At 41.7% G+C, this 26,464-nt stretch carries 18 protein-coding genes; 16 read left to right on the top strand and 2 right to left on the bottom strand.

Going from position 1 to position 26,464, the window contains the following annotated elements:
* Window positions 1–16: 16 nt before the first annotated feature.
* Genes O3603_RS06815 through O3603_RS06825 form a run of 3 tightly spaced genes read left to right on the top strand, consistent with a single transcriptional unit; the run spans window position 17 to window position 3,645 of the window.
* The gene (locus O3603_RS06815) at window positions 17–1,120 is read left to right on the top strand and encodes a glycoside hydrolase family 18 (RefSeq protein WP_371521712.1); all 1,104 of its coding nucleotides are present in this window, start codon (window positions 17–19) and stop codon (window positions 1,118–1,120) included.
* A gap of 20 nt (window positions 1,121–1,140) precedes the next feature.
* On the top strand, window positions 1,141–2,265 hold the full coding sequence (locus O3603_RS06820) for a DUF1735 and LamG domain-containing protein (RefSeq protein WP_273540013.1): 1,125 nt from the start codon (window positions 1,141–1,143) through the stop codon (window positions 2,263–2,265).
* A gap of 24 nt (window positions 2,266–2,289) precedes the next feature.
* Window positions 2,290–3,645, top strand: coding sequence for a discoidin domain-containing protein (locus O3603_RS06825; protein WP_155716118.1), 1,356 nt, complete (start codon window positions 2,290–2,292; stop codon window positions 3,643–3,645).
* A 424-nt stretch (window positions 3,646–4,069) separates the two neighbouring features.
* Here O3603_RS06825 and O3603_RS06830 read toward each other — a convergent pair whose 3' ends face one another.
* Window positions 4,070–5,614, bottom strand: coding sequence for an alpha-L-fucosidase (locus O3603_RS06830; protein ID WP_371521714.1), 1,545 nt, complete (start codon window positions 5,612–5,614; stop codon window positions 4,070–4,072).
* 249 nt (window positions 5,615–5,863) lie between these two features.
* On the opposite strand from O3603_RS06830, the gene O3603_RS06835 reads away from it, so the two are divergent.
* The 5 genes from O3603_RS06835 to O3603_RS06855 all read left to right on the top strand — a co-directional run bounded on the left by O3603_RS06835 (window position 5,864) and on the right by O3603_RS06855 (window position 14,678).
* Complete coding sequence (locus tag O3603_RS06835; RefSeq protein WP_314518916.1) at window positions 5,864–7,183, top strand: MFS transporter; 1,320 nt, start codon at window positions 5,864–5,866, stop codon at window positions 7,181–7,183.
* A 55-nt stretch (window positions 7,184–7,238) separates the two neighbouring features.
* Entirely contained in the window at window positions 7,239–8,027 is a 789-nt protein-coding gene (gene nagB, locus O3603_RS06840; RefSeq protein WP_287315531.1) for a glucosamine-6-phosphate deaminase, read from the top strand.
* Complete coding sequence (locus O3603_RS06845; protein ID WP_155716122.1) at window positions 8,027–10,015, top strand: glucosamine-6-phosphate deaminase; 1,989 nt, start codon at window positions 8,027–8,029, stop codon at window positions 10,013–10,015. Before nagB ends, O3603_RS06845 begins: the two co-directional genes overlap by 1 nt.
* Before the next feature lie 181 nt (window positions 10,016–10,196).
* On the top strand, window positions 10,197–11,576 hold the full coding sequence (locus O3603_RS06850) for a sialidase family protein (protein ID WP_371521717.1): 1,380 nt from the start codon (window positions 10,197–10,199) through the stop codon (window positions 11,574–11,576).
* 42 nt (window positions 11,577–11,618) lie between these two features.
* Window positions 11,619–14,678: a glycoside hydrolase family 2 TIM barrel-domain containing protein gene (locus O3603_RS06855; protein ID WP_371521719.1), complete on the top strand. Its 3,060-nt coding sequence runs from the start codon at window positions 11,619–11,621 to the stop codon at window positions 14,676–14,678.
* Between the two features lie 817 nt (window positions 14,679–15,495).
* On the opposite strand, the gene O3603_RS06860 is transcribed toward O3603_RS06855, so the two are convergent.
* Window positions 15,496–16,386 (bottom strand): RluA family pseudouridine synthase, encoded by an 891-nt coding sequence (locus O3603_RS06860; RefSeq protein WP_371521721.1) that lies wholly within the window; start codon window positions 16,384–16,386, stop codon window positions 15,496–15,498.
* A gap of 209 nt (window positions 16,387–16,595) precedes the next feature.
* On the opposite strand from O3603_RS06860, the gene O3603_RS06865 reads away from it, so the two are divergent.
* The 8 genes from O3603_RS06865 (at window position 16,596) to O3603_RS06900 (ending at window position 26,441) form a co-directional block, all read left to right on the top strand.
* Window positions 16,596–18,212: an ABC-F family ATP-binding cassette domain-containing protein gene (locus O3603_RS06865; RefSeq protein WP_018910226.1), complete on the top strand. Its 1,617-nt coding sequence runs from the start codon at window positions 16,596–16,598 to the stop codon at window positions 18,210–18,212.
* A 58-nt stretch (window positions 18,213–18,270) separates the two neighbouring features.
* The gene (locus O3603_RS06870; protein ID WP_371521724.1) at window positions 18,271–18,861 is read left to right on the top strand and encodes a nucleotide exchange factor GrpE; all 591 of its coding nucleotides are present in this window, start codon (window positions 18,271–18,273) and stop codon (window positions 18,859–18,861) included.
* A gap of 5 nt (window positions 18,862–18,866) precedes the next feature.
* A complete protein-coding gene (gene dnaJ, locus O3603_RS06875) occupies window positions 18,867–20,030 on the top strand; it encodes a molecular chaperone DnaJ (protein WP_371521726.1) in 1,164 nt (387 codons plus the stop codon).
* A gap of 139 nt (window positions 20,031–20,169) precedes the next feature.
* A complete protein-coding gene (locus O3603_RS06880) occupies window positions 20,170–21,456 on the top strand; it encodes a folylpolyglutamate synthase/dihydrofolate synthase family protein (protein ID WP_371521727.1) in 1,287 nt (428 codons plus the stop codon).
* Window positions 21,457–21,930: 474 nt separating this feature from the next.
* Entirely contained in the window at window positions 21,931–23,022 is a 1,092-nt protein-coding gene (locus O3603_RS06885; RefSeq protein WP_371521729.1) for an aldose epimerase family protein, read from the top strand.
* 41 nt (window positions 23,023–23,063) lie between these two features.
* Entirely contained in the window at window positions 23,064–24,347 is a 1,284-nt protein-coding gene (locus O3603_RS06890) for an MFS transporter (protein WP_155716131.1), read from the top strand.
* Between the two features lie 107 nt (window positions 24,348–24,454).
* On the top strand, window positions 24,455–25,615 hold the full coding sequence (gene galK, locus O3603_RS06895; RefSeq protein WP_371521731.1) for a galactokinase: 1,161 nt from the start codon (window positions 24,455–24,457) through the stop codon (window positions 25,613–25,615).
* 148 nt (window positions 25,616–25,763) lie between these two features.
* Window positions 25,764–26,441, top strand: a complete 678-nt coding sequence (locus O3603_RS06900; RefSeq protein WP_371521733.1) for an NUDIX domain-containing protein — start codon at window positions 25,764–25,766, stop codon at window positions 26,439–26,441.
* Window positions 26,442–26,464 lie beyond the last annotated feature (23 nt).

Consider the following 26,464-nt stretch of genomic DNA (forward strand, 5'->3'; position numbering starts at 1 on the left):
TATAAAGATTATTCAAATGAAGAAATATTATATTTTCGGTCTCTTAGCATTACTCTTCGCTACTGTTAGTTGTAGTGATTGGACAGAGCCTGCAACAAAGAATATCGACGGACTCTTAGCAGATGCTGATGCTGCACAGGCAAAAGCACATGAGGCCTATCTTGCTAACCTCCGTGCATACAAACAAACTGATCACCAAGTCACCTTCGGGTGGTTTGGTGGCTGGACAGGTGAGAATCCAGCATCACGTTGCCTCTATAATCTCCCTGATAGTACAGACTTTGTATCTCTTTGGGATGGTTTCTCTAATCTAACCAAGGCACAACAGGCTGACTTGAAGCGTGCCCAAGAAGAGAAAGGTATCCGTGCATTGGCATGTGCTCTTCTTTTCGACATCGGTAAAGGTGTTACCCCTGCACAGCCTAAAGCATCAAAGGATAAAGGTGAGACATGGGAACAATACAACCACAACTACTGGGGTTGGGTAGATGGTGATGAAGAGAAGATCAATGCCGCTATTGTAAAGTATGCTAATGCAATTTGCGACACAATCTATAAGTACAACCTCGATGGTTTCGATCTCGACGCAGAGCCTTATATTCCACAACCATTCCAGACCAGTAAAGAGATGTGGCAAGGCGATCGTATGAATCTATTCATCCGTACTATGGGTAAGCGTATCGGGCCAAAGGCTGAGACAGAAGAAGGTAGAAAGAAATTGTTAGTCGTAGATGGCGAACCTTATTGGTTCTCTGCAGATATGGCTCTCTACTTCAACTACTACATTCTTCAGGCTTACAACTGCTATTCTTACACTGATCTTGACACACGCTTCCAGCAGGTTGCTAACAAATTTGCATCAAAGCAATCAGCTGAGGAGGTAGCTCGCAAGCTCATCGTAACAGAGAACTTCGAGGCTTACTCTGCTAAAGGTGGTGTAAACTTCACGACTCGTGATGGAAAGACTGTCACATCTTACCTTGGTATGGCACAATGGCAACCACTAAAGGGACGTAAGGGCGGTATCGGTAGTTACCACATGGAGAAAGATTACGCAGCTAATCCTTCTTACAAGTACCTACGTCAGGGTATCCAGATTATGAATCCTGCTATAAAATAACTAAAACATAAATAGACAAGATGAAACATATATTTCAATTCTTAGGTATCGCTTCTATTGCATGTCTCACATGGTCATGTGCAAATGTAGACTATGATGAGGTGGGTAATGAAGACAAGTTACCCAACGCAATATATATTGATGGTGCAGATGTTGCTCCTATCTCTAAGCTCACTGTAGACGCAGCGGGTGGTAAGGCTAGCTTCACTGCTCGTGCAGCAAACAGACTATCATCTAATGCTACTTTGAAGTTTGCTGTTGATGAGCAAGAGCTTACAAAATACAATGAGGCAAATGGCACACATTATAAGCTATTGCCTGCAAAGTATTACAGCCTATCAACAGAGAATCTCACCATTGATAAGGCAAATATCTCTAATGGTAATATCGACGTAAACGTTAAGCCACTTGGTGACGATTTAGATGCTTCAACAAAGTATGCAATACCTGTAAAGATTGCTTCAGTTGATGGTGCTAAGCTCCTAGGCTCAAGCTCTGTAAAGATCTTCGCTATCGACCGCGTACTCTATACAACCGCTCTACGTCAGAAGAACTTCTACTTGAAGACCGTTTTCCCAACACCTTACACAGGTTTACACGAGTGGACAATGTCTTACGCTATCAAGCTTGATCGCAACAAAGATAACCAGGCAGTTCTCTCTCCAGACTTCTATTCTCGTGTCACTGCTGATGGTGCTTTGCAGATGAAGGTGGGTGAGACAGACGATCCTAAGGCATTTGCTAAGACAAAGCTACAGCCAGGTAAGTGGTATTACATTGCTTGGGTTTACAAGAACCAGCATGTAAGATGCTACATCAATGGCGTACTTGATAACGAGTTCGACGTACCAAAGGTTGAGACTTTCACTAAGTTGAACATGAGTTGGGGCGCATTCGAGGGCTATGTTCGTGAGATTCGTCTCTATGACAAGGCACTCACAGCATTCCAGATAGCTGATAACTTGTACATTGAAACACCTGACAATCCAGACTTACTCTTCTATGCTCCATTAGACAAGAAGACTGGTATCAAGGATGTATCAAAGAAGCAGAATACTATCAAGGTTTATGTTCCAGGTTCTGGTGATGGTACAGAGTATGACCAAAGCCTTATAACATGGTCGAATGAGAAGTTCCCAGAATAAACATTCAATAAGTAACTAAGCAATATGAAAAAGAACATATATATTATAGCAGTTGCACTCGCAGCTACAACCTTTACGGGTTGTAGCCACGATTACAACTACGATGGCGAATACGACATCCCAGGTTATTTCCATGGCTCTGACCCACGAAACAACTTGGTTTACTTCCCAACTAATGTTCAGGAATATACCAACGACTTCGTTGGTGACATCCCTGTGGGTGAGAATAGTCACACATTCAACTTCACAGCAAACATTAGCCGTAATCTTACTAACGCTACTAAGATCCAGGTGGCATTAGCAGCTGACGCTCCATTGTTGGCTACTACTTACAAAGACTATCAGGTGGCTACTGCTGATCAGATATCTCTTCCTAACAACGGAGTATTCGACTTTGCAACTGGCACAACTCAAGTAAACATACCAGTCACTGTAAATAATCTCCAGAAGATTACCAAACCAACAGTCGTACCAGTACGTATTACGCCTTCAAGTGCTGACTTGAAGAATCCATCAACAAACAAGCAGGACTATGCTTACATCGTTATTCAACCTAAGGATGTATGGACTGCTAAGCTTATTGGTGAAGGTGGTATAGCAAAGATTGGTGCTTCTTCTACTACATATACAAGTGGCACAACATTGAATATCCAATTTGCTACAACCAAGCAGCTTACTGAAGATTGCAAGGTAGGACTAGAGCGTGACAACTCTCTCTTCAAGAGTGAGGGTGAGGCGAAGCTTGCTCCTGAGGGTATCGCTGTCGCTTCACAGGTAAGTGCAAAGAACTTATCAGATGTGCAAACTACCGTAACATTGCAGCATCCAGAGAAGTTCACAGCAGAGGGATTATACATCCTTCCAATGCGTGCAGTATATTATGACAAGGCTGGCAACAAGCATTACATCCAAGGCGGAGAGGTGCTCATCCCTATTAATGTAGCTGATATCCACTTCGAGGCATCATCTTCAACTCCATCAGGTAGCAAAATCTCTAGCTCAGATTACACTATCACGACTTCTAGAGACTTCTCTTATGGATCAATAGAAGATATGTCAGATGAAGATACTGAGCAGTACACTTACCTCCCACAAGGTACAACTGACCTCACTATCGATTTGAAGCAAACAACAAGTGTAAAGGGTATAAGCCTAGGAATATTTGTCAACGAAGATTATGCTTACTATCCTGATTACGTAAAGGTTTATGGTAGTACCGATGGTTCTAACTGGAAACTCATGTCTGACAAGATTACGATGAACCAAACAACATGGAATGACATCGTTGCTACGAAGACTACAAACGTACGCTACCTAAAGATTGAGTACCATACACCTGAGGCGTTTGGCTCATTATCAGAGATTGAAATCTTTAAGTAATTCCGATAATAAGTAAACATCCTCACGGGTGTTTACAACAAGCAAGAACAAGAGGCTGTATCGCTTCTCTTACCACTACAATAAGTGGATAATGAGATGAGATACAGCCTCTTTTGCGTCATCTCTAAACAACACATATGTGTTACCACTCATTACACATATGTGTTACCACACGTGACACATATGTGCTACTACTCGTGACACGTATGTGCTATTCCTTGCTACACATAGGAGAACCAGAAGTATCATCGGCATGATACAGGAGTTTCATCAGTACGATACTACAAAGCGACCATCAATCGAATGGGATAAAAGATAGGTTCTCCTGCAAACAAAGAAACGCCCTTCTTGAGTTGAGATAAGCGTTATCTCGCATCAAGAAGGGCGTTTGCTCTATTCAAGACAGACGCTGTCTGCCGCTCTCCTACTCTACCAAACGATAGAGACCAACCTCACTAATGGTTGGAATATCACGTACTTGATGAATTACCAAACGTACTTCTTTCGCTGTTTGAGGAGCGAATTTCAACAGGCGCTTATGCCCTATCGTAGTACCCTCCGTCACCTTCTTCCATTGTCCTTTGGCATCTTTTACCTCCAATGAGAACTGCTCTACACGCTGCCCCTTTCGGATGTCTTCTTGCACAGAAAGCACATTGAATGTCGCTGGTTGCTTGAGTTTAAAAAGGAACACAGCCGTACCCTTTTTCATATTCGGACGGACGGATGTATCATAATTATCATCTATCAGATTCTGACCTTTACCCTCTAGTAACTGACAAGTAACTTTCGCATTCGCTAAAAGGTTATGCTTAAAAGTAGCATCATATAACTGACGGAAACCACGAAGGCTCTTCACATCTGCCTCCGCAAGCTGACCTTCCTTATTCGGAGGGAGATTCAAGAGTAAAACTCCATTCATTCCAACTGATGAGAAGTAGATATTCATCAACTCTTTGGGAGTCTTTACCTGATTATCCTGCTCCTTATGATAGAACCAACCTGGGCGTATGGACACGTCAATCTCTGCAGGATACCATATGAGAGACTTTGCTTTCTCAATGACTTTCCGACTTCCTAAATCCTCTCCACGCATATCGCCAACAGGCTGAGTCAGCATTTCCTGTTGAGAGTTCTTAGCTATGGCATCCTGGTCGAGATTATCCTTTGGAACAACGCTCCACTCCATTTCACGACCTTTACCCGTCTCAGTTCCAACCCATCGTACATCTGGTCCCATCACAGCTATCACTGCATCAGGTTGTAATTTGCGAATAACTTCATACCAACGCACAAAGTCATAGTGCTGCTTCTTACCATTAGGTCCTTCACCGCATGCACCATCAAACCATACTTCACTTACCTTTCCATATTGCGTGAGTAACTCTGTCAGTTGCTTAACAAAGTAATCGTTGTATTCCTCTGTACCATAGAGCTTAGAGTTACGATCCCATGGCGAGAGGTAAACTCCAAATGACATTCCATACTTATGACAGGCATCACTGACCTCACGAACCACATCGCCCATTCCATTCTTCCATGGCGACTGCTTCACACTATGGTCAGTATAAGCTGAAGGCCATAAACAGAAACCATCATGATGCTTACATGTAAGGATGGCACACTTGAACCCTGCCTCCTTCAACTCACGTATCCATTGGTCGGCATCGAGGTTAGTTGGATTGAAGATTGCTGGAGACTCCGTTCCATCGCCCCACTCCCTGCCTGTATAAGTATTTACCCCATAATGCAAGAAAGCTGTCAACTCCTGGCGTTGCCAGTTGAACTGACGAGCGGAAGGAACAACATTTGCAGCTTTCTTAACAATGTCTGCAGGAGAATCAGATGGATTAATAACAACAAAATTATGCTCCTGAGCGTACGCTACAGGGAGCAATGTAGGCATACAAAACAAGCAAGAACTTGCAATCGTAGCCCTCAGAATTTTCGAGTAGGCTTTATTCTGCATACGAATAGGTAATTGATTGTAAATTAATTTATGTATTACTCCCCGCAAAATTACGACATTATCCTTAGATAATCAAACTATGCTATCACAAAAAGCATATAAAGACTCTTAAAAGCGGAACTAGCAATAATAAACGACATATAGCCTAGAAATAACACATTTAATTGATAAATTATAGTTAAATATTTCCATAAGTATAAGTAAATTTGTAACTTTGAATCCACTTTAAAAGACATCCAAATAAACGAAATGAATCTAAAGACTAAGAACCAAATGACGGTAGACCAAAACCAAAGCAAGCAGCATAGTCCAGCGACATGGGTACCAACACTTTACTTCGCAATGGGTATGCCTTTCGTTGTTCTCAATATGGTTTGCACGTTAATGTATAAAGGTATGGGAGTATCTGATGCTCAAATTACCTTTTGGACATCACTCATCATGCTTCCATGGACATTCAAACCTGTATGGAGCCCATTCCTTGAAATATACAAAACAAAGAAGTTCTTTGTTGTACTCACACAGATACTTACGGGATTGTTGTTCGCATTAGTAGCTTTTGCGTTACATCTCCCTTCTTTCTTCGCAATCACCATTGCCATGCTTGCAGTAATAGCAATGAGTGGTGCCACACATGACATTGCTGCTGACGGAACCTATATGTCAGTACTTTCTAATGAGGAACAAGCCCGTTGGATAGGCTGGCAAGGTGCTTTCTATAACATTGCAAAGATTGCAGCAACTGGCGGATTAGTATATCTTGCAGGTAGTCTCATCAAAATATTCGGCGTTACGAAGGCATGGACATTCATCATGCTGATTATTGCTATTATAATGGTTTCTATTGGTATCTACCATTATTTCATCCTTCCGAATCCAAAGAAAGAGGCACAAGAAACACCTCAATCTCTTAGTGACTCATTAAATGAACTACTCAAAGTATTCATTGATTTCTTCAAGAAGCCACATATTCTATACTATATCTTCTTCATCATTCTGTATCGTTTTGCAGAAGGTTTTGTCATGAAGATTGTCCCTCTCTTCCTTAAAGCACCCCGTGCTGAACAAGGTCTAGGGCTTACCGAGCAAGAGATTGGGCTTTGCTATGGAACATTCGGAGCTGCTGCTTTTGTCATCGGCTCTATCCTTGCTGGCTATTACATTGCTCATAGAGGATTGAAGAAAAGCTTATTTTCCCTCGCATTAGTATTTAACATCCCCTTTATAGCCTACACGCTCTTGGCTATTTATCAACCAGAAAACTTGATATGGATTGGTGGGGGTATCGTAATGGAGTACTTCGGATATGGCTTCGGATTTGTAGGATTGTCATTATTCATGATGCAACAGGTTGCGCCTGGTAAGCATCAAATGGCGCATTATGCCTTCGCCAGTGGTATTATGAACCTAGGAGTAATGTTGCCTGGTATGCTAAGTGGACTCTGTAGTGACATTCTTGGTTATCGCAGATTCTTTATCTTTGTCTTGATATGTACCATTCCTGCATTACTAATTACATGGTTCGTACCTTTCACTTATCCAGATACAACAAAGAAAGATAAGGCTTAACAAGCCCTTAAATAACAAATAGAACATTCAAACAAAATAATTAAAACCAAAACTTATGAGATTAATCATAGAACCCGATTACAATCAGTTATCTAAATGGGCAGCTAATTATGTTATCGAACGTATCAATGCTGCAAAGAATCAAGCTAAACCTTTTGTACTCGGTCTGCCAACTGGTTCGTCACCAGAGGGTATGTATGCAGAGCTAGTGAAAGCTTACAAAGAAGGAAGAGTGAGTTTTAAGAACGTTATTACATTCAATATGGATGAGTATGTGGGACTACCTGAAAGTCATCCACAGAGCTATCACTCATTTATGGCAGAGCATCTTTTCAATCACATTGATTGCCCCAAAGAGAACATCCATATACTTAATGGTAACGCAGAGGATCTACAGGCTGAATGTCAGCACTATGAAGATATGATTCGTGAAGCAGGTGGTATCGATCTCTTCCTCGGAGGTATTGGACCTGATGGACACATTGCCTTCAACGAACCAGGTTCATCTCTTCGTTCACGTACACGTATCAAAACATTAACTTCTGACACTCGTATCGCAAACTCGCGATTCTTCGATAATGACCCAGAGAAAGTTCCTGCACATGCTTTAACTGTAGGTGTTGGTACGGTAATGGACGCAAAAGAAGTTCTTATCCTTGTAAATGGTCATAACAAGGCTGAGGCTCTTCACGCTGCTGTTGAGGGAGGAATCACTCAGAAATGGACTATCAGTGCACTTCAGATGCACGAGCACGGAACAATTGTATGTGATGAATCTGCAACAGACAAGTTGACTGTTGAAACATATAAATACTTTAAAGATATAGAAAAGGAGAATCTATAATGAAACTAAATCTAAGTTCACAAATCGTACTAAACCAAGTTCCTAAAGAGTTTTATCACCCATCAACTGCTATCGAGAGATCAGAGATTACGCGCTTTGAGAAAGTGCCTACTGATATATTCCCTACCATAGAAGAAGGTGCTGCCGATATAGCAAATCAACTTGAAACAGAGATTAAGAAGAGAGAACAAGAGGGACGACAACTCGTCATAGGTATCGGCTCTGGCTCATCTCTCACACCAATATTTGAGGAGCTTATCAAGCGTCATAAGGCTGGCAAATTGAGCTTCAAGAATGTTGTTATGTTTAATGCTTACGAGTACTTCCCACTGAATGCGGAAAATGTAAATCGTAGTATCAATCAATTGAAGCAGCGCTTCCTTAATCATATAGATATCGAAGAGAAAAACATCTATACATTAGATGGTACGATTGCTCAAGACAAGGTACAAGAACATTGCCGTGCCTACGAACAGCGCATTAAAGAGCTTGGAGGACTTGATGTTATCTTATTGGGTATTGGTCGTATGGGTAATATTGCGACCAACGAACCAGGTTCTAGTCTCACTTCTGCATCACGCCTTATCCTCATTGATGAGACTGCACGCGAAGAGATGAAGATGAGTTTTGGTTCACAAGAAACCGTTCCTCCATGCTCTATCACTATGGGTATTAGCACTATACTTGCCGCTCGCAAGATTTTCTTAACAGCATGGGGCGAGGAAAAGGCAGATATCATCAAGAAAACTGTTGAGGGTAAGATTAGTGAAACAGTACCTGCATCCTACTTACAAACACATAATGATGCTCATGTAGTAATCGACCTCTCTGCTGCAGCAAAACTTACTCGCATCCAGCATCCTTGGCTTGTTGCTTCATGCAAATGGACCGATAAGTTAGTACGCTCAGCATTGGTATGGTTGTGCCAGATCACTGGTAAACCAATCCTTAAGTTAACGAATAAAGACTACAACGAGAATGGTCTTAGTGAGTTATTAGCACTCTATGGTTCAGCTTACAATGCTAATATTAAGATCTTTAATGACCTTCAGCATACTATCACAGGATGGCCAGGTGGTAAGCCTAATGCCGACGACACCTATCGTCCCGAGCGTGCTAAACCATTCCCGAAGAGAGTAATTGTATTCTCTCCACACCCTGATGATGATGTTATCTCAATGGGAGGAACTCTCCGTCGTCTAGTACAACAAGGTCATGATGTACATGTAGCTTATGAGACATCGGGTAACATTGCCGTTGGAGATGAGGAAGTTGTACGCTTCATGCACTTCATCAATGGCTTTAACCAAATATTCGGCAACGAGCAAGATGAGGTTATCAAGTCTAAATACAAAGAGATTAAGAACTTCTTGAAAGGCAAGAAGGAAGGTGATATCGACACACAAGATGTACGCACAATCAAGGGACTTATCCGTCGTGGAGAGGCTCGCACAGCTTGTACATTCAATCAGATCCCACTCGACCACGTACACTTCTTGGATCTTCCTTTCTATGAGTCTGGTAAGATAGAAAAGCTCCCAATGAGCGAGGCTGATGTAAATATTGTTAGAGATCTCATCACTAAGGTAAAACCACATCAGATTTATGTTGCTGGTGACTTGGCTGACCCTCATGGTACACACCGTAAGTGCACCGATGCAGTACTTGCAGCTTTAGACCTTGAGAAAGAAGCTAAAGCAGAGTGGCTAAAGGATTGTCGCGTATGGATGTATCGTGGTGCATGGGCAGAATGGGAAATTGAGAACATTGAAATGTGTGTTCCTATCAGCCCTGAAGAGCTACGTGCTAAGCGCAACTCTATCCTCAAGCACCAGAGTCAGATGGAAAGTGCTCCATTCCTCGGAAACGATGAGCGACTCTTCTGGCAGCGTTCGGAAGACCGCAATCGCGGGACAGCTAAACTATACGATGACCTCGGTTTAGCTTGTTATGAGGCAATGGAAGCATTCGTCGAATATAAAATTTAGCATTTAGGACAGCTGTAATTAAAAGAGACTCTTTGAATTACATTGTTCTAAGAAATAACACTGTACCTACCTGCTAAGGGTAGGTGCAGTTTATACAAACCCCAATATAATCATGTTCTTATCGATTAGAACAATGATTATTACTAAACAAAACAATCAAAAACTTCCCCATTTAACAAAAATGAGAAAGCATATTATCTTTTTACTTATTCTCTCTTTGTCATGTTTGACAGGGTATGCAAAGACAAGCCAAACACCTAAAGATGATGGTGAATTTAGAACCATTGTCTTTGACGGAGCGCATAGCACAGTCCCTTACCGCATCCCTGCAATTACAGAAACACGCAAAGGAACATTGCTCGCAGTATGCGACTATCGCTTAAACCATAGTGATATTGGATGGAACAATCGCAATGGTTTATGGCAGATTAACGTTGTTATGAAGACAAGCCAAGACTTTGGTCGAACTTGGTCAGACTCTGTTTGCGTTGCACGTGGCAATGAACATGCAACTAACCCCGTACGTGCTGCCTTTGGAGACCCAAGTATTGTAGCAGATAGAACATCTGACAATGTCCTCCTACATTGCGTTGCGGGAAAGTCAGGATACCAGACAGCAACCCGGCAGAATCCACAACATGCAGTATTCTTCCATAGTAAGGATGGTGGTAAGACATGGGATAATGGTATTGAACTAACCGAGATGATACATGGTCTTTATGACGGGAAACTACCCAACGGAGGAAAACCTGATGGTATATTCCTTACATCAGGTAAGATTATGCAAAGCCGCTATATACGTAAAGGTAAGTTCTATCGCCTTTATATAGCACATCCGATCAGGCAAAAAGGCGTGGATATCTGCGGTACATTTGTTATCTATTCAGATGACTTCGGATATACTTGGCATACACTTGGTAACCCTTCAGTCGCTCCTTCAATAGCACAAGATGAATCAAAGCTAGAGGAGTTACCTGATGGTAGCGTATTACTTAGTTGCAGAAATGTATATGGTGGAAGACGATTCAATGTGTTCACATATACCAATACAAAAGAGGCTACTGGGTCATGGGGCAAAGAAGTAATGCCAGAGAACATGACCGCTAAGGAAGTAAATGCATGTAATGGTGGAATCCTCATCGTACCAGCTAAGAGGAATATTGATGGCAAACAACTCTTCGTTGCCCTACAATCTGTTCCTCTCAGCGCAAAGCGTGATAGCGTTGGTTTCTATTATAAGGAAATAGCTCGTTATGCCGATTACTCAACAGCAGCGGCACTTGGAAAGAATTGGAAGAAAGGACTACGTGTAACTGACGAGTCTTCTTGTTACTCCACAATGGTTAATATGTCTAACCATCGCATAGGCTTCCTTTACGAAGTTCGTGGGCAAAATGATGGCTATGACATAGAGTTTGTTAGTCTCTCATTGAATGATATCACAAACGGAGAGTACACGATTCTTCCACACGTTGACCGCACGCAATTCCTCAAAGATGCAGCTCTTGCAAGGAAAGGAAAGACTCAACCAAGAAACAAAAGCAATATAAGAAAGAAATAAGAACAGACTTTTATACTATCCATTTATTATCAAGATATTGACATGAGAAAAATATTCAGCATTCTTTGTGGCATATTACTTCCTCTATCCTCATTGGCTCAGACTACCACTCCTGAGTGGCAGAGTCAATACAGCACAGGACTGAACAAGTTAGAACCACATGCTTATGTGATACCTTACTCATCTGTTGCAGCATTGCAGCAACCTGGTGGTTACGAACATTCCACCTACTATATGTCGCTCAACGGAAAGTGGAAGTTCCATTGGAATAGAAACCCGGAGCTACGCCCAAAGAACTTTTATCAACCTGACTTTGCCGTACAGGGATGGAATGACATCAATGTTCCTGGCAACTGGGAACGCCAAGGTTACGGCTTACCTATATACGTCAATGAGACATACGAGTTTGATGATAAGCTCTTCAACTTTAAGAAGAACCCACCTCATGTACCATCTGCAGAGAATGAAGTAGGCGACTATCGTCGTACATTCACTATACCTGCTGCATGGAAGGGGCGCCGTGTCGTTCTATGCTGCGAAGGTGTTAAATCATTCTTCTACCTATGGATCAATGGGCAATATGTTGGTTTCAATGTAGGTGCGAAGATGCCTTCTGAATGGGATATAACCAAGTACCTTAATGACAAGGGTGACAATATAATTGCGATGGAGGTTTATCGTTGGAGCTCTGGTTCTTACCTCGAATGCCAGGACTATTGGCGTATCAGCGGTATTGAACAGGATGTTTATCTCTACTCCACACCCACGCAATACATTGCAGACTATAACACAACTGCTTCTGTTGACAAACAGACGGATGGTAGCTACAATGGTTCTTTCAGTCTAACTACCAATATTAAAGGTACAGGAGCTGCCTCTGTCAATTATACCTTAACAGATGACAAGGGCAACAAAGTGCTCTCCGAAGATAAGACTGTAAACCCGAAAGATGCCGATGCCATCGTTACCTTCACCACAAAGAATGTACAGAATGTAGCTGCATGGAGTGCTGAGCACCCTAGTCTCTACACGTTACTTATCACCTTAAAGGATAAAGATGGTAATGTAACAGAGCAAACTGGTAGCAAGATAGGATTTAGGACTATCGAGATAAAAAACAAGCAACTCTGCGTCAACGGCACGCCTATTCTTGTCAAGGGAGTCAATCGCCACGAACATTCTGAACGTGGTCGCACCGTCAGCAAGGAGCTTATGGAACAGGATATTCGTATGATGAAACAGAACAACATCAACCTGGTTCGCTGCTCTCACTACCCTAACGACGCTTATTGGTATCAGCTTTGTGACAAATACGGATTGTACGTTATCGATGAAGCAAACATCGAGTCACATGGTATGGGATATGGCAAAGAGTCATTAGCAAAGGATAGTACATGGCTCAAGGCACACATGGATAGAACTCGCCGTATGTATGAGCGTTCTAAAAACCACCCTAGTATCATCATCTGGTCATTAGGTAATGAGGCTGGTAATGGCACTAACTTCGAGCACACATATCGCTGGCTTAAGAATGCTGATAAGACTCGCTTGATACAATACGAACGTGCGGAAGAGAACTTCAACACGGACATCTATTGCCCAATGTATCGTTCACTTGATCACATGAAGGAATACGCTAAACGCACTGACACCACTCGCCCTTACATCATGTGCGAGTATCTTCACGCTATGGGTAATAGTTGTGGTGGCATGAAGGACTATTGGGATTTGATTGAGAAAGAACCTATCTTGCAAGGTGGAAGTATATGGGACTGGGTGGATCAGTCGTTCCGTGAGGTAGATAAGAATGGTAACTGGTATTGGAGCTATGGTGGCGATTATGGACCAAAGGATGTTCCTAGCTTCGACAACTTCTGTACGAATGGTTTGATAGCTGCCGATCGCACGCCTCATCCACATCTTGCAGAGGTAAAGAAGATTTACCAGAACATTAAATCAGAGCTTGTATCAAACGATAAAGAAATAACGATTAAGGTAAAGAACTGGTTTGACTTCACCAATCTCAATGCTTACCAGCTTAACTGGCAGATTGTTGATGAGAACGGAAAGGTGCTCTCCAAGGGAACAAAGAACGTGGATTGCGCTCCTCATGAAACTACAACTATCACCTTCCCTACTGCTAACTTGAAGGCAACAACCGAAGCCTTCCTTGATCTCGCATGGCAACCTGTCAATGACGGATTGGTTATCACTAAGAATGATGTAGTTGCTTACGATCAGTTCACACTGAAACAAGCAGCGAACAGCACCACATATCTCCCTCGTGAGAAGCAACGCACAAGTTATAAGGTGGATGAGAAAACAGGCGAGTTAACCTCTTTGAAGAATGGTAACAAGGAATATCTTGCTACCCCACTCTGCCTTAGTCTTTATCGTCCAGCAACCGATAACGATGGACGTGACCAATTCGGACTTAGACGCTGGCGTGAGGCTGGACTTGATTCTATCACGCAGAAGGTAACGAAGATTACGCATAAAAAGGACATAACGAGCGCAGAGACCGAGATTATCGGTAAGAAGGGTAACGTCATTGGAACAGCTCTCTTCACTTATCAACCACAAAAGGATGGTGCGTTAGCAGTATCAGTGACCTTCAACCCAGACACTGCAATCATCAAATCGCTTGCTCGCATTGGACTTACCTTCCGCATGAATGACGACTTCGGAAAGGTTGAATACGTTGGTCGTGGTGATGTTGAGACTTACAACGACCGCAAGCAAGCTGGATTGATTGGGCATTACAACACCACTGCAGAGGCTATGTTCCATTATTATGTGAAACCACAAGCAACGGGCAACCGCACTGATGTGCGATGGGTGAAGTTCTCTGACACAAAGAACCAACTGATGGTTGCAGCGCAGCAACCCTTCCAGTTCTCTGTAATACCATTCTCTGATAGTGTTGTCGATCGTGCTACTCACATCAACCAACTCTATCGCGATGGAAAGGTAACAGTACACTTAGATGCACTGCAAAGCGGTGTTGGTACTGCAACCTGTGGTCCTGGTGTTGCCGAGCAATATCGTGTTCCAGTTAAGCGAACAATCTTCAGCTTCGTTCTCTATCCTTTCGCCAAATAGTGTAAGCGATTAGAACGACATAAACAATCGCCCTATTCCTTTCCTCTTACCATCATTCGGGGGAAAAGAATAGGGCTTTTCTGTCTCCAAACATTCCTTACGAACGACTTTACTAAGCCCTCCTTTAAAAGGAGAGAATATGCCTAGATAGATTATTAAGGTATATAAGAATCGGCTAACAATAGTCCCTCGCTACCCTTTTAGAGTTAGTATTCAATCGAACGAGTAATACCATGATGACTGCTTGCCTATAAGATGTATCAAATTCTACAGACGTGTAGAACGAATTATACAAGGCTGTATAACTAATTATACATACGTGTATAACTGATTATACACACGTGTATAACTAATTATACAAGCGTGTATAAAATTGTAGGAAAGGGCTTTCAACGATCGTACTTAACCTTTCTAATGGAAGAGACACCTATTGGAGAGCAATTAGAATACGAACCATTGAATAACAACGATAAAGCTATTAGCAGAGGAGGAGAAACACTTCTCCTTTTGAGAAAGGCATATCTTTGATGCGAGAAGGGCGTTTCCTTGATGTGAGGAAACGCCCTTCTTAAATAGAAGAAAGCCTCTGTTGCTATACAGAAAGCTTCTGTCTTTGTAAGTTCTTAATAGATTAACTCAATGAAAGACACTCGTGTAATTCAACAGGAACCAGACTATAATCCCTAATAGAACAAGGGTTATAGTTAATCGGAAAAGACAACTCGTTATCTTCTTAATCAATATTACACCAACGACTAAAGCCAATAACAAGCCTAAGAACTGTTCGAATTGTTCCATCTTACAACATCATAGATTCCTACTTAAACAAATGTCTGAAATTCATCGGGATAGGCGTCTCAAATTCCATGCGCTGATGTGTTACAGGATGGTAGAAACAAAGAACATAAGCGTGCAAACATAGTCGGTGCAAAGGATCATCACCATTGCCATACTTGACATCACCGCAGACAGGATGCCCCATATCAGCTGAATGCACACGTATCTGGTTCTTCCTTCCTGTTTCCAAACGATATTCAACAAGACTATGACGCACTGTTCTATCCAACACATGAAAATGAGTAACGGCATACTTACCGCCATTATCCACTGGAGAACTATAGGTGACATAAGCCTTATTATCCTTCAGCCAGTTGGCAATCGTGCCTTCATCGTTCTCCATCTCACCACTGACAACAGCCACATAGCGGCGGTCATAGACGATATTATGCCAATCTCTCTCCAAGAGCTGTTCGGTCTGCATATCCTTAGCATATATCATTAAGCCCGATGTGTCACGATCCAAACGATGCACAACATGCGCTGTGCACTTCTGTCGAGACTTGTGGAAATAATCGTCCAACACAGCTTTCACATTTAGAGCAGAGTGACCAGCAGCCATTGAGAGGATACCTATGTTCTTCTCAATCACAACTAAGAAGCGATCCTCATAGACTATCTTCACATAACGACTACGGAACAGATCGTTCTTCTTACTCTTACTTACTGAAACCCTGTCGCCAGCTCTTAACGGATAATCAAACTGCGTTACGCACTTGCTGTTAACCTTTATACCTCGGTTCTGCAACGTTGCTTTCACCTTACTCTTACTCTCGCTGAGGTTAGCTAACAGCCATTCCAGCAATGGAGCATTATCTCTTACCTTATAATGCTTATACTTCTCTTGTGTATATGGGTTCTTTCTTATCATCAGGGTGCAAATGTACGAAGAATAAGTGATACATCTATTAAATCAGTAGAAGAAATTAATTCCCATAGGCTACACGCCAACCTCAATAACTATTACCTATCAATAACAATCCTTCTCATGGCTTGAGAAGAAAGCAAGAGATTTGGGGAAATGGAATAAAAGTAGTACCTTTGCAGCCAAATTATTATATAATAAGGTATTAGAAAAAGATGATTACACTTTCAAACCTTGCTATCCAATTCGGCAAGAGAGTTCTCTACAAAGACGTTAATCTAAAGTTTACACCAGGTAATATATATGGAGTTATCGGTGCTAATGGCGCAGGTAAGTCTACATTACTTCGTGCGATATCAGGCGATTTAGAGCCTAACAAGGGAACTATCGAGCTTGGTCCAGGCGAGAGATTGTCGGTATTGGAGCAGGATCACTTTAAATATGACGAGTACAAAGTGATGGATACTGTCCTCATGGGACACGATAGTCTTTGGCAGAATATGAAGGAGCGTGAGGCGCTATATGCCAAGCCAGAGATGACAGAAGAGGATGGTAACCGCGCTGCCGACCTAGAGTTAAAGTTCGCAGAGATGAATGGCTGGGAGGCAGAAAGCAATGCCGCACAACTTCTTCAGAACCTCGGTATTAAAGAGGATCTACATGAGAAGCAGATGTCGGAGCTATCAAATACAGAGAAGGTGCGCGTTATGTTGGCGAAAGCATTGTTTGGTAAGCCAGAGAACTTACTACTTGATGAGCCTACTAATGACCTTGACCTTGATACCGTGGAATGGCTTGAGGACTATCTAAGTGAGATTGACGAGCATCAGACGGTGTTAGTTGTTTCACACGACCGTCACTTCTTGGACACTGTTAGTACACAAACGATTGATATCGACTTCGGCAAAGTTACAGTCTTTGCTGGTAATTATTCGTTCTGGTATGAGAGCTCACAACTTGCATTGAGACAAGCTCAGAACCAGAAAATGAAGGCTGAAGAGAAGAAGAAACAACTTGAGGAATTCATCCGCCGGTTCTCTGCTAACGTTGCAAAGAGTAAGCAAACTACATCTCGAAAGAAGATGTTGGAACGTCTAAACGTTGAAGAGATCCGCCCTTCAAGTCGTAAGTATCCAGGCATCATATTCAGTATGGAACGTGAACCGGGTAACCAGATTCTAGAGGTACAAGACCTTAAAGCAGTTGATCCAGACGGCACTGTATTGTTCGATCACGTAAACTTCAACATAGAAAAGGGGCAAAAGGTCGTATTCTTGTCACGCAATCCAAAAGCAATGACAGCTCTCTTTGAGATTATTAATGGTAATCGAAAAGCAGACGAAGGAACGTACAACTGGGGTGTTACTATTACAACAGCTTACCTCCCACTAGACAATACTGAGTTCTTTAATTGTGACCTAAATCTGGTCGACTGGCTATCTCAGTACGGTCCAGGTAATGAGGTTGCTATGAAGGGATTCTTAGGTAGAATGCTGTTCAAACAAGAAGAGGTTGAGAAGAAGGTAAACGTCCTCTCGGGTGGAGAAAAGATGCGTTGTATGATTGCCCGTATGCAATTACAGAATGCAAACTGCCTCATCCTTGATACGCCAACGAACCACCTTGACCTCGAAAGTATCCAAGCATTCAACAATAACTTGGTTAGTTTCAAGGGTAATATCCTGTTTAGTTCACATGACCACGAGTTCATCAACACTGTTGCTGATCGTATCATCGAGTTGACACCAAGTGGTACTATCGATAAGTTAACCACTTACGACGACTATATCCATGATGAACAAATCAAGGAACAGAGGGCTGGCATGTACTAAAGACATCCAACATGGCATACAATTTGTAGGTGTATACCACGATTAATAGTACTTTAATATGAGCAAGAAAGAAAAGAAAATAAACATAGAAGGCGAAGAGTTGGAAAAGAACTATGATGAGTCTACTATGAACGAAGAGAATACACAGGCTGAAGATAACAATGAAAAGGATTCTTCAGAGGAATCTTCTTCAGAAGAAAAGACTGATCCTATAGCCGCTGCACAGAGTGAGGCTGAAGCATGGAAGGACAAGTATATCCGTTTAGTAGCCGAGTTTGACAACTATAAGAAACGTACGTTAAAAGAGAAGTCAGAGCTAATCTTAAATGGAAGTGAGAAGACTATCTCCTCTATCTTACCTATTTTAGACGACTTCGAACGTGCTCTTTCTGACAAGACAGAAGACCCAGTAGCTATCAAAGAGGGCTTTGAACTCATCTTCAAAAAGTTCCTCAAGACACTGGAGACACTGGGAGTAAAGAAGATTGAAACAAACGATACGGACTTTGATGTTGATTACCACGAAGCTATTGCCATGGTTCCTGGCATGGGAGATGCCATGAAAGGAAAGGTAATAGACTGTGTTCAAACAGGATATACATTGAATGATAAGGTTATCCGACACGCTAAGGTAGCAGTAGGACAATAAACAAGATGGCTAAAAGAGATTACTATGAAGTACTCGAAGTAAGCAAGAGTGCTTCTGTAGATGAGATTAAGAAGGCTTACAGGAAACTAGCTATTAAGTATCACCCTGACCGCAATCCTGGTGATGCCGAGGCGGAAGCCAAATTCAAAGAGGCTGCGGAAGCATACGATGTATTGCATGATCCGCAGAAACGCCAGCAGTATGATCAATTCGGATTTGATGCTCCGAGCGGTGGATTCGGTGGTGGCAGCCCCTTCGGTGGAGCGGGTGGATTCTCTATGGATGATATCTTCTCCATGTTTGGAGATGTATTCGGTGGTCACGGCGGAGGCTTTGGCGGATTTGGTGGCGGTGGTCAACAGGCACCTAAATATCGTGGTTCTGACCTCCGACTGAAGGTTCGCTTATCCTTACAAGAGATCGCTACAGGTGTTACCAAGAAGTTTAAAGTGCGCAAAGACGTCACCTGTGAGCATTGTCATGGTACAGGTGCAGAAGGTGGAAGTGGCACAGAGACTTGTCCAAACTGTCATGGTTCTGGTGTAGAGATACGTACTCAACAAAGTATGTTTGGTATGATTCAGACCCAAACAGCCTGTCACGTATGTGGTGGAGAGGGTACGATCATCAAGAACAAGTGTACTCATTGTCAAGGTGAAGGTGTCGTTAAGGGTGAAGAAGTTGTCGAAATCAATATCCCAGCAGGTGTTGCAGAAGGTATGGTGGTCAACGTTCCTGGCAAAGGAAATGCTGGAAAGCACAACGGAGTGACGGGTAATATACAAGTGTATATCGAAGAGGAACCTAATGAAACATTCGTTCGTGACGGACAAAATGTTATCTATAACCTCCTACTCGACTTCCCAACGGCTGTCCTCGGAGGGCAAGTTGAGATTCCAACTATCGATGGAAGCAACGTAAAGATTAAAATTGAACCAGGCACACAACCGGGTAAGACACTTCGACTAAGGGGCAAGGGACTACCTGCCGTACAGGGTTATGGCACTGGAATTGGCGATCTTGTCGTACATATCAGTATCTATGTTCCAAAGGAGTTAACAAAGTCTGAGAAGAAAGCCATCGAGGAATTGCGTGACAGCGAGAACTTCCGTGGTGATAAGAATACGAAGCGTTCTATCTTTGAAAACTTCAAGAAATTGTTTAATTAATGCCTTCGATTCATTCTACAAGTCGACTAGCTGATTGTAAGATGAATGGTATTAGTCCCATTAGACTGTAACGGCTAATGGGACTAAATGTTATTATATCCATTGTCAAACACCCAAGATTACAAACATAACACACTACATGACTTACCAAGAAACAGTAGAATATCTGTTCAATAGCACCCCTGTTTTTGAGCATATTGGTGCTTCCGCATACAAAGAGGGATTGGAGACGACACACGCTCTAGACGAGCACTTTGGTCATCCGCACACCCACTTTCTCACCATTCACATCGCTGGAACGAATGGTAAAGGCTCATGTTCTCACACTTTAGCAGCCATCTTACAGGCTGAAGGATATAAGGTTGGGCTTTACACAAGTCCGCATCTTATTGACTTCCGGGAGCGTATCAAAGTAAATGGAAAGATGATTTCTGAACAAGAGGTAATCGATTTTGTTGAGCAAGAACGCAGTTTCTTTGAACCATTACATCCCTCTTTCTTCGAACTAACAACTGCTATGGCCTTCAAACACTTTGCTGACCAAAAGGTCGATATAGCAATTATTGAAGTGGGATTAGGTGGCAGGTTGGATTGCACGAACATTATAACTCCTATCCTTTCTATCATTACGAACATATCTCTTGACCATACTCAATTCCTCGGAAATACGCTTGGTGAGATTGCAACAGAGAAGGCGGGAATCATAAAACAAGGTGTACCAGTAATCATCGGAGAGGCTGTGCCCGAGACGCAAAAGGTCTTTCTGGCTAAGGCACAAACGATGGATTCATTGATTGTATTCGCTGAAGACATCCCAGCAGTACTCTCTTCGCAGGCTTTACCAAGTGGGGGACGTGCATACGAAACCCGTTTCTTCGGTCATATTAAGGGTGAGTTAGGAGGAAACTATCAAGAGAAGAATGCCAATACTGTACTTACTGCAGCCATGCACCTATATAATAAAGGTGTGATAAAGAATACAGAAAGTATAGAAAAAGGCTTTGCAAACGTTTGTGAGATGACTGGGCTCATGGGTAGATGGCAGACAATTCAAAAACAACCATTAGTAATTTGTGACACAGGACACAATGCTGGCGGATGGAAATATCTGTCTCAACAAATCAAGCATACGCCTTGCAAACAAAGAAGAATCGTCTTTGGTATGGTGGATGATAAGGACTTACACTCTGTTATGGGTATGTTACCCGATGATGCCGTGTACTACTGGACACAACCAAGTACGCATCGTGCCTTCCCTGTACATAAGGTTTTCGAAACAGCTGATGCTTACAACTTACAAGGAAAACAATATCCAACAGTAATGGAAGCCTATCGCGCAGCTCTTACTGATGCCAACAAAGATGACTTCATATTTGTTGGTGGGTCTAGTTATGTGGTTGCAGATCTACTAGCAGGCTTACAATAGAAATTCAAAAGGATATCTCTTATAACATTCACGAAGGATAGAAGTTTCCAACGAGACATGTGAATGCACAACAATGAAGAATAAGTCGGTATATAATGAAATGATTTTTTATTAATAGAAAACAATAGAAAGTAAAGAAAGAAACGCCCTTCTTAAACAGAGAAGAGCGTTTCTTCACGACAAGGAAAGGCTCTTATCCCATCAAAAAGAGCGTCTCTTCATTTTAAACTTGTTGTCTAATTCCATAAGAACAAACCCAAATTAAGAATCAGAAGAAGTATTCGATTATAAAAAGAAAAGCATTAAAGATATGCTGATTAAGCAATAAAAGCACTTCTGGAAAGCAAAGGAAAGAGTGTTGATTAATTGTTTTTAACACAATAGTAAATATCATTTCTTAAGGTTAAGTTTGTGACTTTCGTTTATTTTTATTTACTTTGCAATTCATTGAATTAGTAACTAAAAACAAACGTCATGGTAAATACCGCAGAGGCACAATATGTGTGTGGACTGAAGAAAGAGGACTTCCAGACCACTATTGATGGAAAGAAAACAGACCTCTATATCCTTAAGAACGCAAAAGGAAACGAAGTGGCAATCACGAACTATGGTGGTGCTATTGTCGCAATAATGGTTCCTGACAGAAATGGGAACCTATCCAATGTTATTCAAGGACACGATAATATTCAAGACGTTATCAATTCTCCCGAACCTTATCTATCAACTCTTATTGGACGATATGGCAATCGCATTGCAAAAGGAAGATTCCAACTCAATGGCAAAGAATATAAACTTGCTATTAACAATGGACCTAACTCTCTGCATGGAGGCAAACAAGGATTCAATGCCAAAGTGTGGGATGCAACACAGGTAAACGAACACGCTGTTGTGTTAAAATACACATCCTCTTATGGAGAAGAGGGGTACACAGGTGAGGTTGAAGTGTGGGTTGCCTATTCATTTACAAACGATAACGAGCTAGTTATCAAATACCTCGCTAAGTCAAATAAGAAGACTATCATCAACCTTACTAGTCATGGATTCTTCTCTCTGGCTGGTATTGCTAACCCAACACCCACTATCAATGACTTAGAATGTCAAATAAATGCTGATTTCTACTTGCCTATTGACGAGACTTCTATACCAACAGGTGAGATAAGAAAGGTGGCAGATACACCTTTTGACTTCCGTCAGATGAAACCCGTTGGACAAGATATTGATGCTGATAACGAACAGATTAAGAATGGAGCAGGTTATGACCATTGCTTCGTTCTGAACAAGAGGGAAGAGGGAGAATTGTCGTTTGCTGCACGGATCAAAGAGCCTCATAGCGGTAGAACAATGGAAGTTTATACAACAGAACCAGGCGTTCAGGTGTACACAGATAACTGGGCTGATGGATACAAAGGACAACATGGAGCAACCTTCCCACGTCGTAGTGCTATCTGTTTCGAGGCTCAACACTTCCCAGATAGCCCTAACCATCCTTATTTCCCATCAGTTATCTTGGAGCCATGTAAGGATTACACGCAGAAGACAATCTATAAGTTTGGAGTGGAGGAATAACCATCTTATGAATTAATAAACAAAAAAATAAAATAGACACAATGGAAAATCAAACAAAGAAGAAAGGAACTCTAGTGGCAATCATCACTATGATGTTCCTGTTCGCAATGATCTCTTTCGTCACCAACATGGCGGCACCTTTTGGCACAATCTGGAAACAACACTATGATTGGGCAGGTATGATGGGCAACATGATGAACTTTGCTGCATACCTATTCATGGGCATCCCAGCTGGTATGATGATTACTAAATACGGATACAAGAAGACTGCTCTTGTTGCCTTAGCATTGGGCTTTGTAGGTATTGGAGTACAATACGTTTCAAGTACTATGGATGGTAATTCTATCAGCACATACGTTGTTTACTTACTAGGAGCATTCATTTGCGGATTCTGTGTATGTATTCTTAATACTGTTGTCAATCCAATGCTTAACTTGCTAGGAGGCGGTGGTAACCGTGGTAACCAGCTCATTCAAACTGGTGGATCATTGAACTCTCTCGCAGCAACATTAACCCCTATGCTTGCGGGATCAATGATTGGTGAGATTACAAAAGACACTTCTCTGCAGGTAGTAACACCATTACTTCTTATCGCATTAGGTATCTTTGCAGCTTCATTTGTTATCGTCTGGTTCACCCAACTAACCGAGCCTGAAACAGAGCATGCAGATGTCATTGGTGGTGTTAAGGGTGCTTTGGCTTATCGCCAACTTGTTTTAGGAATTATTGCCATCTTCTTCTATGTTGGTGTAGAGGTGGGTATTCCTGGACAACTCTTATTCTATCTGAGTGAGCCAGTATCTGAAGGCGGTGTTCTTGGTAGTGCGGCTGTAGCTGGTCTCATTGCTGGTATATATTGGTTGTTAATGCTTGTTGGTCGTTTTGTAAGTGCTTTCATCAGCGGTAAAGTTTCTTCACGCACACAGTTAACAGTAACATCTGTAGTGGCTATTGCCCTCCTTTTAATTGCAATATTCACACCAGAAGCTAGCAAGATGAACCTTACAGTACCTAACCTTGCCGAGAGTACATTGATACATGCAGAAGTTCCAACAAAGGTATTGTTCATCATCTTGTGTGGAATTTGTACATCCGTAATGTGGGGCGTAATATTCAACCTCGCAACAGAGGGACTTGGGAAATACACAGCAACAGCCTCTGGTTTGTTCATGACTATGGTAGTCGGTGGTGGTGTCATGCCATTGATTCAGAACCTCATGGCAACTAAGATTGGTGATATTCAGAGCTATTGGCTAATCGTCGCAATGTTAGCTTATATCCTCTTCTTCGCTTTGATTGGCTCTCGCCCAGCTAAGAAAGCATAACAAGAATACCCTTTCTAATAGCAGATAATTCCTTTTGAATTGTCTGCTATTATAACATAAATGTAAGATAAAAACCCTAACAATCATTTTAAAATATACTAACTAACATGGACATAGAATTTGTAAGAAGTCGTTTCATTAAACATTTTGACGGCAAAACTGGTAACATTTATTTTTCACCAGGACGTATTAATCTCATTGGTGAACATACAGATTATAATGGAGGTTTCGTATTCCCTGGTGCCGTAGATAAGGGTATCATGGCAGAAGTAAGACCTAACGGAACAGATACTATAATGTGTTACTCTATCGACTTGAAAGACCGAGTTGAATTTAAGGTAGACGATCCAAAAGGTCCACGCGCTACATGGGCACGATTCATCTATGGCATGGTTCAGGAGTTTAAAGCACTTGGTGTTGATGTAAAAGGATTTAATATTGCCTTTGCTGGTGACGTTCCTCTCGGTGCTGGTATGAGCTCTTCTGCTGCTATGGAAAGTTGTTTTGGCTGTGCTCTGAATGATTTGTTTGCTGATAACAAGATTTCTAAATGGGATATTGCATTGGCAGGGCAGGCTACAGAACATAAATACATCGGTGTTAACTGTGGTATTATGGATCAATTTGCAAGCGTCTTTGGCAAAGAAGGAAAGCTCATGCGCCTTGATTGTAGGAGTCGTGAATTTGAGTACTTCCCATTTGATCCAAAAGGTTACAAGTTGGTTCTCGTAAACTCAAAGGTTAAACATGAGTTGGCAGGAAGTCCTTATAATGATCGTCGTAAGAGTTGTGAGAATGTTGTAGCAGCACTTGGTAAGCATTTCCCTGATAAGAAGTTCGAGACATTGCGAGATGCTAATTGGGAAGAACTAGAGGCTGTAAAAGCAGAAGTTAGTGCCGAGGATTATCAGCGCGCACATTTCGTACTGGGCGAGAAAGATCGTGTACTTGCTGTTTGCGATGCTCTTGTTGCTGGTGACTATGAGACAGTTGGACAGAAGATGTACGAGACGCACTATGGTCTAAGCAAGGAGTATGAGGTTAGCTGTGAGGAACTTGATTATCTCAATGATGTTGCTAAAGAGAATGGTGTTACTGGTTCTCGTATCATGGGAGGCGGTTTCGGTGGTTGTACGATTAACCTCGTAAAAGACGACTTGTACGAGACATTCATTGAGAATGTAACCGAGAAGTTCAATGCAAAATATGGACACAAACCAGAGATCTATCCTGTAATCATCAGTGAAGGCTCTCATAAGGTTTGTTAAATCTGATAGTTATAATTGAAAAAGTATAAGCCATAAGCTCATAAAGACTTATGGCTTTTTACTTTGCGAAAGTCAAAATAAACGGATAAAAACGTGATTAAATAATAAAAAATAGTAATTTTACATCTCTATTATAAATGTCTACAACATGAATGAATATTACCAAGGAGAACCCAAAATATTAGTCTCCGTGGATTGTATAGTCCTAGGATTTGAAAACAAAAAGCTTAAACTACTTGTCGGTAAGCGTAAAGTAGAACCAGAAAGTGGCAGATTGTCTTTGTATGGAGGATTTGTAAAAGAAGATGAGAGCTTGAAAGAGGCTGCTAATCGTGTATTATATCAATGCACAGGTATTAAGAATCCCTACATGAGACAAGTAGGTGCTTTTGGTGAAATAGATCGTGATCCAGGTGATCGAGTTATCTCCATCGCCTATTGTGCACTCATCAATGCAACAGATTATAACCATCAAGCTATGGAGGAAAATGACCTACAATGGCTTGAATTAGACCATCTAGAAGATCTATATGGCGATCACCAAAAGATGGTGCAACTAGCTTTGGAACAGTTACGCAAGCTCCTCAACAATGCTCCTATTAGCTTTAGTCTGCTGCCCAAACTATTTACTTTGACCCAATTGCAACATGTTCATGAAGCGATCTTAGGTACAGAGGTTGATAAACGTAACTTTAGGAAGCGCATTAAACAAGTTGATTTTATAGAACAAACGAGTCTTATAGATAAAGTAACTAGTAAAAGGGGAGCCCTTCTATATCGCTTCAACAAGCAAGCATATAAGGATTGTTCTGTTTATAAACTATAAGTATGCTGAAAAGTAGAATAACT

The sequence above is a fragment of the Prevotella sp. 20925_1_30 genome (assembly GCF_041433025.1).
GTDB classification, from domain to species: Bacteria; Bacteroidota; Bacteroidia; order Bacteroidales; family Bacteroidaceae; genus Prevotella; species Prevotella vespertina.

Coding starts and splice junctions, on each gene's coding strand:
- O3603_RS06890 (WP_155716131.1), top strand. CDS start 23,064: ATGGAAAATCAAACAAAGAAGAAAGGAACTCTAGTGGCAATCATCACT.
- O3603_RS06885 (WP_371521729.1), top strand. CDS start 21,931: ATGGTAAATACCGCAGAGGCACAATATGTGTGTGGACTGAAGAAAGAG.
- nagB (WP_287315531.1), top strand. CDS start 7,239: ATGAGATTAATCATAGAACCCGATTACAATCAGTTATCTAAATGGGCA.
- O3603_RS06850 (WP_371521717.1), top strand. CDS start 10,197: ATGAGAAAGCATATTATCTTTTTACTTATTCTCTCTTTGTCATGTTTG.
- O3603_RS06860 (WP_371521721.1), bottom strand. CDS start 16,386: ATGATAAGAAAGAACCCATATACACAAGAGAAGTATAAGCATTATAAG.
- O3603_RS06870 (WP_371521724.1), top strand. CDS start 18,271: ATGAGCAAGAAAGAAAAGAAAATAAACATAGAAGGCGAAGAGTTGGAA.
- O3603_RS06880 (WP_371521727.1), top strand. CDS start 20,170: ATGACTTACCAAGAAACAGTAGAATATCTGTTCAATAGCACCCCTGTT.
- O3603_RS06825 (WP_155716118.1), top strand. CDS start 2,290: ATGAAAAAGAACATATATATTATAGCAGTTGCACTCGCAGCTACAACC.
- galK (WP_371521731.1), top strand. CDS start 24,455: ATGGACATAGAATTTGTAAGAAGTCGTTTCATTAAACATTTTGACGGC.
- O3603_RS06820 (WP_273540013.1), top strand. CDS start 1,141: ATGAAACATATATTTCAATTCTTAGGTATCGCTTCTATTGCATGTCTC.
- O3603_RS06855 (WP_371521719.1), top strand. CDS start 11,619: ATGAGAAAAATATTCAGCATTCTTTGTGGCATATTACTTCCTCTATCC.
- O3603_RS06830 (WP_371521714.1), bottom strand. CDS start 5,614: ATGCAGAATAAAGCCTACTCGAAAATTCTGAGGGCTACGATTGCAAGT.
- O3603_RS06815 (WP_371521712.1), top strand. CDS start 17: ATGAAGAAATATTATATTTTCGGTCTCTTAGCATTACTCTTCGCTACT.
- dnaJ (WP_371521726.1), top strand. CDS start 18,867: ATGGCTAAAAGAGATTACTATGAAGTACTCGAAGTAAGCAAGAGTGCT.
- O3603_RS06835 (WP_314518916.1), top strand. CDS start 5,864: ATGAATCTAAAGACTAAGAACCAAATGACGGTAGACCAAAACCAAAGC.
- O3603_RS06865 (WP_018910226.1), top strand. CDS start 16,596: ATGATTACACTTTCAAACCTTGCTATCCAATTCGGCAAGAGAGTTCTC.
- O3603_RS06845 (WP_155716122.1), top strand. CDS start 8,027: ATGAAACTAAATCTAAGTTCACAAATCGTACTAAACCAAGTTCCTAAA.
- O3603_RS06900 (WP_371521733.1), top strand. CDS start 25,764: ATGAATGAATATTACCAAGGAGAACCCAAAATATTAGTCTCCGTGGAT.